Origin of the sequence: uncultured Clostridium sp., assembly GCF_934754925.1 — a bacterium.
Classification (GTDB): Bacteria; Bacillota; Clostridia; order Clostridiales; family Clostridiaceae; genus Clostridium.
In genome coordinates this window covers 1-14,148 of the sequence record NZ_CAKVJA010000004.1, presented here as the reverse complement: position 1 = coordinate 14,148, position 14,148 = coordinate 1, and the positions used below count along the sequence as shown (strand labels likewise).

11 protein-coding genes and 3 riboswitches are annotated in these 14,148 nt (G+C 30.2%); all 11 genes read right to left on the bottom strand.

The window, feature by feature from the left end:
- Window positions 1-96 precede the first annotated feature (96 nt).
- A complete protein-coding gene (locus Q0G30_RS03025) occupies window positions 97-1,044 on the bottom strand; it encodes an ABC transporter permease (protein WP_294386327.1) in 948 nt (315 codons plus the stop codon).
- A complete protein-coding gene (locus tag Q0G30_RS03020; protein WP_294386323.1) occupies window positions 1,044-2,123 on the bottom strand; it encodes an ABC transporter permease in 1,080 nt (359 codons plus the stop codon). Before Q0G30_RS03020 ends, Q0G30_RS03025 begins: the two co-directional genes overlap by 1 nt.
- A complete protein-coding gene (locus Q0G30_RS03015) occupies window positions 2,123-3,643 on the bottom strand; it encodes an ABC transporter ATP-binding protein (protein ID WP_294386321.1) in 1,521 nt (506 codons plus the stop codon). Before Q0G30_RS03015 ends, Q0G30_RS03020 begins: the two co-directional genes overlap by 1 nt.
- 458 nt (window positions 3,644-4,101) lie before the next feature.
- The gene (locus tag Q0G30_RS03010) at window positions 4,102-5,172 is read right to left on the bottom strand and encodes a BMP family ABC transporter substrate-binding protein (RefSeq protein ID WP_294386319.1); all 1,071 of its coding nucleotides are present in this window, start codon (window positions 5,170-5,172) and stop codon (window positions 4,102-4,104) included.
- A 127-nt stretch (window positions 5,173-5,299) separates the two neighbouring features.
- Window positions 5,300-5,397: riboswitch (purine riboswitch) on the bottom strand.
- A gap of 192 nt (window positions 5,398-5,589) precedes the next feature.
- Window positions 5,590-6,663 (bottom strand): BMP family ABC transporter substrate-binding protein, encoded by a 1,074-nt coding sequence (locus tag Q0G30_RS03005; protein WP_294386315.1) that lies wholly within the window; start codon window positions 6,661-6,663, stop codon window positions 5,590-5,592.
- Between the two features lie 120 nt (window positions 6,664-6,783).
- Window positions 6,784-6,881: riboswitch (purine riboswitch) on the bottom strand.
- A 112-nt stretch (window positions 6,882-6,993) separates the two neighbouring features.
- The gene (locus Q0G30_RS03000) at window positions 6,994-8,064 is read right to left on the bottom strand and encodes a BMP family ABC transporter substrate-binding protein (RefSeq protein WP_294386309.1); all 1,071 of its coding nucleotides are present in this window, start codon (window positions 8,062-8,064) and stop codon (window positions 6,994-6,996) included.
- Window positions 8,065-8,190: 126 nt separating this feature from the next.
- Window positions 8,191-8,288: riboswitch (purine riboswitch) on the bottom strand.
- 121 nt (window positions 8,289-8,409) lie between these two features.
- Window positions 8,410-10,251: an asparagine synthase (glutamine-hydrolyzing) gene (asnB, locus tag Q0G30_RS02995; protein WP_294386304.1), complete on the bottom strand. Its 1,842-nt coding sequence runs from the start codon at window positions 10,249-10,251 to the stop codon at window positions 8,410-8,412.
- A gap of 147 nt (window positions 10,252-10,398) precedes the next feature.
- Entirely contained in the window at window positions 10,399-10,506 is a 108-nt protein-coding gene (locus Q0G30_RS02990) for a MetS family NSS transporter small subunit (RefSeq protein ID WP_294386302.1), read from the bottom strand.
- Between the two features lies 1 nt (window position 10,507).
- Window positions 10,508-12,025 (bottom strand): sodium-dependent transporter, encoded by a 1,518-nt coding sequence (locus tag Q0G30_RS02985; RefSeq protein ID WP_294386300.1) that lies wholly within the window; start codon window positions 12,023-12,025, stop codon window positions 10,508-10,510.
- A 368-nt stretch (window positions 12,026-12,393) separates the two neighbouring features.
- Entirely contained in the window at window positions 12,394-13,221 is an 828-nt protein-coding gene (locus Q0G30_RS02980; protein WP_294386297.1) for an HAD family hydrolase, read from the bottom strand.
- Window positions 13,222-13,398: 177 nt separating this feature from the next.
- The coding region (locus tag Q0G30_RS02975; protein WP_294386296.1) for an SH3 domain-containing protein at window positions 13,399-14,148 on the bottom strand (750 nt) is incomplete at its 5' end.

Below are 14,148 nucleotides of genomic sequence, written 5' to 3'. Positions count from 1 at the left end.
TCTTTAATTTTCCATACAGTATTTTTTTTAAATTCACTTAAAAATAAGTAAAAAAATAAAAGAAGCTTTAAAAAGCTTCTTTTATGTAATTGAAATTTATCTTTTTCCTGCATCAAATATTTCACCAGCAGCTTTTGGTGCTTGTGAAGATTTAGAGAATATAATTAATGCAATTAATGTAACTACGTAAGGGAATACCTTTAATACTACTAATGGTATACTTGCTAACTCTGGAATTACTTGTGCAACATTTGCTAATGTTGATGCAAATCCAAAGAAGAAAGTTGATGCTAATATTCCTAAAGGTCTCCATTGTCCAAATATTAATGCTGCTAATGCAAGGAATCCTAATCCTGCAACACTTCCATTGAACTCACCAGAATATGTTACTAATATTATACATCCGCCTAAAGCAGCTAATGCACCTGATATCATAACACCAACATATCTAGTTCTCATTACATTAATACCTGCAGCTTGAGATGCTTGTGGATTTTCTCCACAAGATCTTAATCTTAATCCAAATGAAGTTTTATATAATAAGAATGTGCTTATTATTAATATTGCTAATACTAACCATGTTGTAGCATATGTCTTTGTAAATAGTAATGGTCCTATTACTGGAATATCTTTTAATACAGGTATACTTTTTGGTAAGAATCCTAAAGTTATTCTTATGTTACCACTACCTGTTATATTTCTTGCTAAGAATACTGTTAAAGCTCCAGCCATCATATTAATTGCTGTACCACTTATAACTTGGTCTGCATTTAAGTTAATACTTGCAAAAGCATGTAAAAGTGAGAATAAAGCTCCAACTATTGCAGCAACTAAAAGCCCTATCCATAATGCTCCATTAACACCTGCAGCTTGAAGTTTAGATATTGTTAAGGCTCCAGCAAAAGAACCTACTATCATAAATCCATCTAAACCTATATTTACAATACCACTTCTTTCACAATAAAGCGCTCCTAAAGCAGTAATTAGCATAGGTACAGTATATGCTATTGCATAAGGAAAAATTTGTACAATTATATCCCACATTATTTTTCTACCGCCCTTTCACCAGATGTTACTAATTTTTTATCTTCTCTTTTTTTCTTTATACTCTTAATTACTTTATCCATAACTACACTTGTTGCAGCAAAGTAAATAATTGTAGCTATTATTGTATCTGCTAATTCTGGTGGTACTTTAACATTGGCATTCATAAATCCCTTACCAACATATAATACACCGAAGAATAATGCTGATAATAATACTCCAAATGGACTGTTGTTACCTAATAAAGCTACAGCTATTCCATCAAAGCCTTGAGCTGGCATTACACCAATTTGAAGTACTGCAGAGTTACCCATATATTGAGCAACACCAGCTAGTCCAGCTAATCCACCTGCTATCATCATAGAAACTACTATGTTTCTATTTACAGGCATACCTGCATATTCAGCACCAAATCTATTATATCCAACAGCTTTTAATTCATATCCTAAAACAGTTTTATTTAAAATAAACCATATAATTAAAACAGAAAATATAGCTAAGAATATTCCATAGTTTATGTACGAACCACCAAATATATTTGATAACCAATCAGCCTTTAAAGTTGCTGAATCTGCTAATCTAGCTGATTCCGTTTCTGTAGTTCCCTTTAAATATTTTGGAACCATGTAGTAAACTATCCAATATGCAGTCCAGTTCATCATAATAGCTGAAACAACTTCATTAACATTAAATAATGCTTTTAAAAGCCCTGGTACAGCTGCCCAGATAGCCCCTGCTAAAATACCACATATAATCATAAGTGGTACTAATATAGGATATGGTAAGTCAACTAATAATCCTATAGCTGTTACAGTAAAACCACCCGCTAACATTTGACCTGGAGTACCTATATTAAATAGTCCAGTTTTATTTGCAAAGGCAAAAGATAATCCAGTAAGAATTAATGGTGTTGCAGTTGCTATTGAATTACCTATTCTTTGAGGATTCATTAATCCGCCTTTAAATAAATAAGTATACCCATCTATTGGATTAAATCCCATTGCTAGCATTAATAAAAATCCAGCAAGTAATCCTAGAACTACTGCCATAATAGATTTTAATAATTGATTCTTATGCACTAAGCTTCCTCCTTCTTTATGCCGGCCATCATTAAACCAACTTCATTTTCATTTGTTTCATTAGCATTTACTATACCTACTAATTCACCGTTATTTACAACGGCTATTCTATCAGATACATTTAAAACTTCATCTAACTCAAGAGATACTAATAAAACTGCTTTTCCTAAATCTCTTTGTTCTACCAATCTTTTATGAATATATTCTATTGATCCAACATCTAAACCTCTAGTTGGTTGAACTGCAATTAAGAAATCTGGATTTGATTCTATTTCACGTCCAATTACACCTTTTTGTTGATTACCACCTGATAATGATCTTGCTATAGATTTTCCACCTTCACCAGATCTAACATCGAATGTTTCAATAATCTTTTGTGCATATTCAGAAATTTTTGATCTATTAATTAATCCATTTTTAGAAAATGGCTTATTTCTATATGCCTTAAGCACCATATTATCTTCCATTGTATAATCAAGAATTAAACCTCTTTTATGTCTATCTTCTGGAATATGTGCCATACCATCATCTATTCTTTGACGTATTGATTCTTTAACTATATTTTTTCCTTTAAATATAATGTTTCCTGCCTCAACACCTCTCATGCCAGTTAATGCTTCTACTAACTCCGTTTGTCCATTACCTTCAACACCAGCAATACCAACTATCTCCCCAGCTCTAATATCTAATGAAAAATTCTTTAAACCAAGTACTTTTTTGTTATTATTAACTGATAAGTTTTCTATTTTCACAACTACATCTTTTGGTTTTGCTTCAGTTTTTTCAACTTTAAATGTTACTTCTCTTCCAACCATCATTTTAGCCATCTCGGCTTCTGTAGTATCCTTTACATTAACAGTACCTATATATTTTCCTCTTCTAATAACTGTACATCTATTAGCGGCTTCTTTAATTTCTCTTAATTTATGAGTAATTAAAATAATAGACTTACCTTCTTTAGTCATATTTTTCATAATTGAAATTAATTCATCAATTTCACTTGGAGTTAATACTGCTGTAGGTTCATCAAATATTAAAACATTAGCATTTCTATAAAGCATTTTTAATATTTCTACCCTTTGTTGCATCCCCACAGAAATATCTTCTATTTTTGCATACGGGTCTACATTTAAACCATATTGTTTAGATAACTCTTCGATTTTTTTTGCAGCTCTTTTAATGTCTACTGTTAATCCTTTTCTAGGTTCACATCCTAGAATTATATTTTCTGTAACTGTAAAGTTATCTACTAACTTAAAGTGTTGATGAACCATACCAATTCCTAAATCATTTGCAATATTAGGATTAGATATTTTCACTTCTTTTCCTCTAACCTTTATAGAGCCTCTATCTGGCTTGTACATTCCAAATAGCATTCCCATTAATGTTGATTTTCCTGCACCATTTTCCCCCAAAAGAGCATGAATTTCTCCTTCTTTTAGTTGCAATGTAATATTATCATTTGCTACTATTCCTGGAAACTCCTTACGGATATTTAGCATCTCAACTACATATTCCATGGATATCCTCCCCTTAAATAATTATTTTTTTAATACGCATCATTAACTTATGCAAGTTATAAATTGACATTCTTATATAATAATTTCATAACTATATACGAACTTCTTCTTAAAGTATAATTTAAATAGTTCGTATTTTCAACATTTTTTTCGCTCTTTTTTATAATTAGTATACTACATTATTTATGTCTATATATTTTTATTTGAAATCGGTTAATATAATTATAATTATCTAAATAACGCATACTTTTTACTTATTATTTTATATATTTTTGTATTTTTTTGCTTATTATAATTAAATATTGTTATTTTAACAATTTATAATTAAAATATTTAATTTATTTTTTAATAAATATTTCTCAATTTAGTATATACTATTATTTCAATTTGCTATGTTTTTTTTCATATAAAAGGAGCTATGTAAATTACCTCAACATAGCCCCAATTTATTAAATTTTTTATAATTCAGTTTTAACTTCTATTTCTCCACTCTTAATAGCTTTTAATACTTCATTAACTTTAGCTACTGTATCATCATTTAAGTTTGGATTTTCTGTAGGAATACCTATACCATCATTAGATGCATTAAATGTTAATATTTGTCCACCTGGGAACTTATCTTCTAATTGTGCTTGAATCATTTGATAAGCTGCTTCATCAATTTTCTTAATAGCTGAAGTTAATATTACAGATTTATTTCCTTCATAAATACCATCTGCATATTGGTCTGAATCAACACCTATAACCCACACTTCTTCACCATTAACAACTCTTGTCTTAGCTTCTGTTATAACTCCAGTACCAACTCCACCAGCTGCAGCAAATATTGCTTTAACACCATTATCGTACATTTGAGCTGCTAATTGTTGTCCTAGAGCTGAATCTGAGAATGATCCTGAGTAAACTATATTCTCAGCTTTTAAACTAACATTTGATCCATAATTTTCATTAGCATAAGCTACACCTTGTTGGAATCCATAATTAAACTTTTGAACTGCTGGAATTTCCATACCACCAATGAATCCTAGTTCACCAGTTTTTAATTCAACTGCCGCTGCAACACCTGCTGCAAATCCACCTTGTTCTTCAGCAAAGTATATAGCAACTGTATTATCCGCTACAACGTAGTTATCTTTTCCATCATTTGGCTCTCCGTCAATTATAACAAATTTTGCATCACTATATTTTTCTTGAGCTTTATATATAGCTGTTTCAAATTTGTAACCTGGTGTTACTATAAATTTATATCCTGCATCATAAAGGTTTTGTATTTCAGTTAAATAATTAGCTTCTGTTTCTCCTGCTGGTTGCATGTAGTTTTTTTCAATTCCAAGGTCTTTTTCAGCCTTTTGAATCCCTTCCCACGTACCTTGGTTAAATGACTTGTCATCAATTGTTCCTGCATCGGTAACCATACCAACCTTTAATTTTGTTTCTGATGAATTACCTGATTCACTATTACTTCCGCAACCAACTAATCCTGTTACCATTAGTGCTGACAGTGCTAATGCTAAAAATTTCTTCTTCATAAAATTTCCTCCTAAAACCATTTACATTTTTAATAAATTCATAATACTCTCTTATACAAAAAAAAACGTATTAATTTCTAAAGTGAAATTAATACGTTAAAACCCCATTATTTTTCGTATAGAGTTAGTATATATCAAGTTCACTCATAGTCGGAAATTTACGGCTTCCGGTAGAAACATCCCACCACATTTGGGATTTATATGAGTCATTCTATTGTTCGTCTTTATTATATTTTATTTGTCCATCTTTGTCAATAAAAGTTTTATTTTACATTTTATTTGTATTTATTTTAGTTTTTTTAGAATTTTACGAACTATTACATCGAAAATAAATAATATTATTATCTCTGTTAATAATTTATCATTTTTAAAAAGGCCATGTTAATCATATGAACATAGCCCTACCTTTATAAAATTTTATAATTCACTTTTAACTTCTATTTCACCATTCTTAATAGCTTCTAATACTTCATTAACTTTTGTTACTGTATCTTCACTTAAGTTTGGATTCTCTTGTGGAAGACCTACTGCATTATTTTTAGCATTAAATATTAATGATTGACCACCTGGAAATTCATTATTTAACTCAGCTTCTATCATTTGATAAGCTGCTTCGTTTACTTTCTTAATAGCAGAAGTTAATATTACTGATTTATTACCCTCATAAATACCATCAGCATACTGGTCACAGTCAACACCTATAACCCACGCTTCTTCACCGTTAACAGCTCTTGTTTTAGCTTCTGTTATAGCACCCATACCAGTTGCACCAGCTGCAGCAAATATAACTTTAACACCTCTATCATACATTTGAGCCGCTATTTGTTGACCTAAAGCTAAATCAGTAAATGAACCTGAGTAAACAATATTTTCAGCTTTTAAGCTAATAGATGTTCCAAGTTTTTCATTAGCATAAGCTACGCCTTGTTGGAATCCATAATTAAATCTTTTTACCGCTGCTGCTTCCATACCACCTATAAATCCAAATTCACCAGTTTTTAATTCAAGTGCTGCTGCAACACCTGCTACGAATCCACCCTCTTCTTCGGCAAACTGTATTGCAACTGTATTGTCAGCTACAAGATAATTACCCTTACCATCATTTGGTTCTCCGTCAATTAAAACAAATTTTGCATCACTATATTTTTCTTGAGCCTTATATATAGCTGATTCAAGTTTGAATCCTGGTGCTACTATAAATCTATATCCTGAATCATAAAGATTTTGTATCTCTGTTAAATAATCAGCTTCTGTTTCTCCAGAAGGCTTTAAGTAGTTCTTTTCAATTTCAAGGTTCTCTTCTGCTTCTATTATTCCTTCCCAAGTACCTTGATTAAATGACTTATCATCAATTGTCCCTGAGTCAGTAACCATACCAACCTTCAATGTTCCTTCTCCTGAATTTGACGAACCGTTACCACTGTTTCCACATGCAACTAATCCTGTTGTCATTAGTACTGAAAGTACTAATGTAATAATTTTTTTTCTCATTTGTACATTCCTCCCAAATACTTATCTTAAACAAACTCATCTAACCCAAATAAAAAAAGACGTATTAATTTCCAAAGTGAAAATAATACGTCTTAACTCAATAATTATTCGTATAGAGTCACATTCATAAATTTCACTCATAGTCGGAAATTAAAGGCTTCCGGTAGAAACACCCCGCCATATTCGGGATCTATATGAGTTATCCATCGTTCGTGTCATATTATATTTAATATTTTTTTTGCTGTCAATACTATTTATCCATTTTTGTATCAAGATTTAACGAAAAGGGTTATGTTAATTCTTTAACATAACCCTAAACTTATATTAATTTTATAATTCAGTTTTAACTTCTACTTCATCTGCCTTAATAGCATTTATAACTTCATTAACTTTTGTAATTGTATCTTCACTTAAGTTTGGATTTTCACTTGGAATACCCACTGCATCATTTTTAGCATCAAATCTTAAAACTTGTCCACCTGGGAATTCACCATTTATCTCATTCTCTATTATTTGGTAAGTAGCTTCTTCAATCTTCTTAATAGCTGAAGTTAATACTACTGATTTACTTCCTTCATAAATACCATCATCATATTGGTCAGAGTCAACACCTATAACCCATGCTTCTTCACCATTAACAACTCTTGATTTAGCTTCTGTAATAACTCCTATATTAACACCAGCTGCTGCAGTAAATATTGCTTTTACTCCATTATCATACATTTGAGCCGCTAATTGTTGTCCTAAAGCAGTATCAGAGAATGAGCCTGAGTAAACTATATTTTCAGCTTTTAAATTAACATTCGTTCCGTAATGTTCATTAGCATAAGCTACCCCTTGTTGGAATCCATAGTTAAACTTTTTAACTGCTGGTATTTCCATTCCACCAATAAATCCAAAATCACCATTTTGTAATTCAGCCGCAGCTGCTACACCTGCTATAAATCCACTTTGTTCTTCAGCAAAGTATACTGCAACTGTATTATCAGCTACAACATAATTATTTTTACCGTCATTTGGTTCCCCATCGATTAAAACAAATTTTGCATCACTATATTTTTCTTGAGCCTTATATATAGCTGTTTCAAATTTGTAACCTGGTGTTACTATAAACTTATAACCTGAATCATAAAGATTTTGAATTTCTGTTAAATAACTTGATTCTGATTCTCCATTAGGTTGCATAAATGTTGTTTCAAGACCAAATTTTTCTTTAGCCTCTTCTATTCCTTCCCATGTACCTTGGTTAAATGATTTGTCATCAATTGTACCTGTATCAGTAACCATACCAACTTTTAATGCACTTCCTTCTGATGTTGATGAGTTGTTATCGCTTCCACAACCAACTAGGCCTGTTACCATTAATGCCGAAAGTACTAATGCAACGATTTTTTTCTTCATAAGTAGACTCCTCCTAAATATTATGTTTTTTTGCGCTTTACAATATTTAATCTACACTCAAAAAACATATAAACAGCTACAACGAATTTAATACACCATAACCCATATATATTTCGTATAGAGTTAATATATATCAAGCTCACTCATAGCTGAAAATTTAAGGTTTTCAGTAGAAACACCTCACCATATTTGAGATTTATATGAGTCCTTTAATTATCGGGTATCATTATAATTTATCTGTTTTTTTTTGTCAATATATGATTTATTTTGTATAGTGCTTTTTAATTAATTTTAAAAAAGAAAAGAAGATTGCAAATTATTAATCTGCAACCTTCCCTTATCTTATTATATTAATATATTAACATTATAATCCCTTAACCAAGTATCAACTTGGATTAGATATGCAATCATTTGTGGTCCAGTCATAAGTTGTCCAAACCAAGGTGTCTTATATGAAGCTCCCTTTGTGTCCACTATTTCTTGAACCTTATCTTTATTTATTATTTGAAGTATAGGTGAAGTTTTATCATCTAATATCTCATTCATCATACTACAAACAATATTAGTATATATAGGATTATGAGTCTTTGGATATGGACTCTTCTTTCTATATACTATATCATCTGGAAGTATACCTACTAAAGCTTTCCTCAATAATCCTTTTTCTCTTCTCTCTAAAAGTTTTACATCTACAGGTAAATTAAAAGCATAATCAACAATTCTATAGTCTGCAAAAGGAACTCTCACTTCTAAACTATTATACATACTTGATCTATCTTTTCTATTTAACAAATTAACCATAAACCATTTTAAATTTAAATAAAATAACTCTCTCATTCTATAAGTCTTTTTATCTTCATTATCTAAATGTGGCACCTCTTTTAAAGTTTTCAAGTATTCTTCATTAGTAAGCTCTTCAATCTTTATATTTTTTAAATTATCATTTAAAATTGTCTTTCTTTCACCAACAGATCTTGACCATGGAAAAGTGTTAGCATTTATCATTTCCTCATGAGTAAACCATGGATAACCGGCAAATAGTTCGTCTGCACACTCTCCTGATAAGCTAACAACAAAATCTTTTCTTATTTCCTTGCAGAATAACAATAATGAAGAATCTACATCTGCCATACCTGGTAAATCTCTACTTAAAGTAGCTTCCCTTAATGCATAAGCTAAATCTTCTTGCTTTAGCAAAACAGTTCTATGATCACTATCTATAAATTTAGCCATCCTTTCTGCAAAATATTGGTCTGAAGTAGGTTGAAATAATGATGCCTTAAAATATTTATCATTACCTTCATAATCTATTGAATAAGTTGTTAACTTCTTTCCCTTCTCTTTAAAGTCAGCCGCTGCTATTGCTGATATTGCTGATGAGTCTAATCCTCCTGATAAAAAAGTGCATACTGGAACATCTCCTACTAATTGTCTTCTTATAGCATCAATTAATAGTTGTCTAACATGACTTACTGATTCATCAGTTGTTTCATTTAACTCTTTAGCTTCAACTTTCCAATATTCCCATATCTTTATATTATCCTTTGTTACTAGCATACAATTTGCTGCTGCTATTTCATTTATCCCCTTATATACTGCACTTCCTGGCGATACTGCTGGCCCTAATGCAAAAAGCTCTGTTAATCCATCTCTATCAACTTCTGCCTTTACCTCTGGATGTGCAAGTATTGTCTTAATTTCTGATCCAAAAATTAGTGTACTCCCCTTTTTAGAATAAAATAATGGTTTAACCCCCATAGGATCTCTTGCTAAAAATACTTGTTGCTTATCTTCATCATATATAGCAAATGCAAATATTCCGTTTAATTTTTTAATTGCATCTATTCCCCAAGCAATATATGATGTCAATAATACTTCTGTATCTGAGTACGAATCAAAAGTAAAATTTTCTTCTAATAACTCTTTTCTTAAGTCTTCTGTATTATAAAGTTCTCCATTATATACTATAACGTATTTTTTTCCACCTACAATTTTAATCATTGGTTGTTTTCCACCCTCAGGATCAACAACTATTAATCTTCTATGTCCAAGCAATACGTTATTAGAGTTATATAATCCTTCACTATCTGGTCCTCTTCTCTCTAATGTTTTTACCATTTTACAAAGTATATCTTTTTTCCCTTTTAAAATTCTATTAAAGTCTACCATTCCAGCTATTCCACACATAATTTCACCTTCTCATTAAATTCATATTATAGAATATGACGAACTTTGTCTTTAAGTGAACGCTTAGTTAATAGGAAACAAAAGAGAGACGCATCTGCGCCTCCCTTTTGTTTCCTAAATATTTTATATTGTTAATCTTGGATTTAACTAATTCATTTCTTTTTCTTTTTTTATTGAGATAGTTAATGTAGTTATTAAACCACCCCATAATACTATTGCACCAATTGCAAAATAAGTTAATGCTGTTGCTGTCATATTAAACTACCTCCTCTTCACTTTCCTCTTTAAAATCTTCTATTGCTTTATTTCTCCAAGGGCTCTTTGAAGCTAATAAAGCTCCTATTATACCTAAAGCAATAACGGACCATCCATAAGCAAATAATTCTGGTATATTGTATCCTCCATAAGGTGTTTTTATTTCTTTTACAAAATTACTAATTAACATTATTGCTAACATTGTTGGTGTTATAAATTTAACAGTAAAATCCCACCACTTCCCAATTCTAAAGTATGAAGTTTTATTTGTGTGATTTCTAATTGTTGCAGGTTTAATTATCCATCCTATAACAATAGCCTCTAATAATCCTACAACTACAATTCCATAGCAATTAATAAAGTTATCCATTATATCTAATATATATAATCCTGCTCCTGATGCAAATGTTGAACTCATAACAACACCTGCTAAAGCTATGACAGAAACAACTTTCTTACGCTCCCAACCAGTTTTATCTATTATAGCCGATGATACAGCTTCAACTAAAGATACACAAGATGTTAATCCTGCAAAAACTAAGCAAGTAAAGAATAAACATCCAAGTATAGTTCCCCATATTCCCATAACTGAAAATACCTTAGGAAAAACTATAAACGCTAATCCAATACCACTTGAAACAACTTCATCAATTCCAACCCCTTGGCTTGTTGCCATAAATCCTAAAATTGCAAATACTCCAATTGCACATAAAAATTCAAATCCACAGTTTGCAAATCCAGTCATAAATGCACTATTATTTATATCTGTCTTTTTAGGTAAATAACTTGAATAAGTCATCATTATTCCCATAGCTAAACTTAATGAATAGAATACTTGTCCATATGCTGCTATCCAAACCTTTGGTTCCATTACTTTGTTCCAATCAGGAGTGAATAATTTATTTAATCCTAAAGTAGCACCTTCTAAAGTTATGCCCCTTACAACAATTACTATCATTATTCCCACTAATGTTGGTAGTAAAACTTTATTTAATTTCTCTATACCACCTTTTACACCCTTATAGCATATAAACCAACTAATTCCCCAAACTAATATTATTCCTATTAATACCGGCCAAATAACTGTTCCAAATTGGAATGGTGAATCTGTAAGTTTTAAAAAATCATTATAGAAAAATGAATTAGGATCACTACCCCAACCTTTTGAAAAACTTAGTGTAAAGTACTTCATAGCCCAACTTAAAATCATTGAATAATATCCTAATATAAAGAATGCAGTAATGCTTGGCCACCATCCAAGCCACTCCCATTTCTTATTTCCTCTTGCCATAGCTAATGGAGTAGAGCCCTTAAATTTATGACCCATTCCATATTCTAAAATCAATAATGGTATACCAGCTGTAAATATAGCAAAGAAGTATGGAACTAAAAATGCTCCTCCTCCATTTTCATAAACTAGGTATGGAAATCTCCATATGTTACCTAAACCAACCGCTGACCCTACAGCTGCTAATATAAAACCAAGCTTTGTCCCCCATTGGTCTCTTTTATTATCCATAATTACTCCCCCTCTTTTAATTGCCTTAATATGTATTTCAATCATCTCTTGTTTTTATAATATATTGTTTTATTATTTTTTTCAAGCATTTTATGAAAAACTATTAATTAAAGCTTATATTTTATTGATAATTCGTTAATAATTTTATATTTATTTTTATATTTTTATTTTTTAACTATATAAAACTATTGATATACCTTACTTTAATTAAATTTACAATTTATTAATTTATTAGGTAAATTTTTCTTTTTGTATCGTTTTCACCTCTCTTCTTTGGATATATATAGATTTATTTTTATTAATAAAATAATAAAACAGAAAATATTTTATTATTTTATTAATAATATAATACTTTCTGTTTTAATTTATTATTTAGTTTTAAATCTATTTACTAAGAACTCAGCAACTCCATCATCTTCACAACTACCTATTACATCAGTAGCTATTTTTTTAATTTCTTCTGCTGCATTTGCAGTAGCATATGCTTCGTTAGCTAGTTCAAACATAGGTATATCATTTAAATTATCTCCAAAGCAAATAACCTTACTATAGTCTATATATTTTGATAAGTACTTTATACCATTAGCTTTAGATGCTTCACTACTATAAGCCTCTAAAAAGTAACAATCTTCGTATACGTCTTTATAATAGTTAACTGTCATTCCTTCAACATCTCTAATTTCTTCAGCTATTGCTTTTATTTTTTCATAATCATCAAAAGCTACAAAATTAATTATATTTGACTCTATAATTGATTCTTTGTAATTTTCAATCTTTACAAAGGTTTTTAACTTTTTGTCAGTTCTTTCCTTATAAAAGTTATATTCATAAACATTTTCAAATTCTTTATGATACACCCATAAGTGATTATCTTTAACACCATATACTAATGGATTTTTATTATATGATTTGAAAATATCTAAAACTTTATTTGCTGATTCTTTCTCTATTCTTTTAATATCTATATACTTTAATTCTCTAGTATCATATATTAGTACTCCATTCATTAAAGCAACTGGTAGCTTTAAATCTAAATCTTGTAATATTTCAACTGCTGTTGCCGGAGTTCTAGCTGTAGCTACTGTAAAATTAACACCTTGATTGATTAATTCATTTAAAATTTTTACAGACTTTTTAGGAACCTCTCTTTTGCTATTAATTAATGTTCCATCTAAATCAGTCACAAATAATTCCATATTTTCACTCTCCTCTTTTGTACTTATTTTCATAGGGTTATTTAGTTTATCACATAAACATAATTTATGCCATATAAAAATTCAAAGAGTTATATTAATTTGATTTTTATAAATAATTACTATATCTATAATTCAAACTAATATAACTCATTAGTTATATTAAAGATTAACCTTAAACTATGCTATATTGAAATCTACATATTCATTTAATATATAACCTATTGTATCATTGTATTGTATTTTACTCCACTCACCATTATCTTCTACTACAGAAACTTTTTCTCCCATAGCTATTGTTCCCACAATATTTGCTTCATAGTTAGATTCATCTCTAACCTTTAATGCCAATGTAACAGCTGTTCCTTCTTTTAAAACTGTATTTTCTGCGATACTTCTTGTATTTATTGTAATATAATCTTTTGATACATACCCATAACCACTTCCGTATTTTATCTTATACCAAGTACCACTTGTTTCTACTATTTCTACTTTTGATCCATTGCTTAATGATCCTATTACCGAATAGCTTGTTCCTGCTCCACTTCTTACATTTAGCCCACCATTTACTTTTACTGTTCCGCTTTGTATTGTAGTACTGCTACTACTTGAGCTTCCAGTACTACTTGAGCTTGAGTTTCCACTACTACTTGATGATACTGTTATATAATCTTTACTTACATATCCATAGCCGCTTCCGTATTTTATTTTATACCATGTACCACTTGTTTCTACTATTTCTACTTTTGATCCATTGCTTAATGATCCTATTACTGAATAGCTTGTTCCTGCTCCACTTCTTACATTTAGCCCACCATTTACTTTTACTGTTCCGCTTTGTATTGTAGTACTGCTACTACTTGAGCTTCCAGTACTACTTGAGCTTGAGTTTCCACTACTACTTGATGATACTGTTATATAATCTTTACT

Coding starts and splice junctions, on each gene's coding strand:
- Q0G30_RS02985 (WP_294386300.1), bottom strand. CDS start 12,025: ATGGATAATAAAAGAGACCAATGGGGGACAAAGCTTGGTTTTATATTA.
- asnB (WP_294386304.1), bottom strand. CDS start 10,251: ATGTGTGGAATAGCTGGAATGGTAGACTTTAATAGAATTTTAAAAGGG.
- Q0G30_RS03010 (WP_294386319.1), bottom strand. CDS start 5,172: ATGAAGAAGAAATTTTTAGCATTAGCACTGTCAGCACTAATGGTAACA.
- Q0G30_RS02990 (WP_294386302.1), bottom strand. CDS start 10,506: ATGACAGCAACAGCATTAACTTATTTTGCAATTGGTGCAATAGTATTA.
- Q0G30_RS03005 (WP_294386315.1), bottom strand. CDS start 6,663: ATGAGAAAAAAAATTATTACATTAGTACTTTCAGTACTAATGACAACA.
- Q0G30_RS03000 (WP_294386309.1), bottom strand. CDS start 8,064: ATGAAGAAAAAAATCGTTGCATTAGTACTTTCGGCATTAATGGTAACA.
- Q0G30_RS03025 (WP_294386327.1), bottom strand. CDS start 1,044: ATGTGGGATATAATTGTACAAATTTTTCCTTATGCAATAGCATATACT.
- Q0G30_RS03015 (WP_294386321.1), bottom strand. CDS start 3,643: ATGGAATATGTAGTTGAGATGCTAAATATCCGTAAGGAGTTTCCAGGA.
- Q0G30_RS02980 (WP_294386297.1), bottom strand. CDS start 13,221: ATGGAATTATTTGTGACTGATTTAGATGGAACATTAATTAATAGCAAA.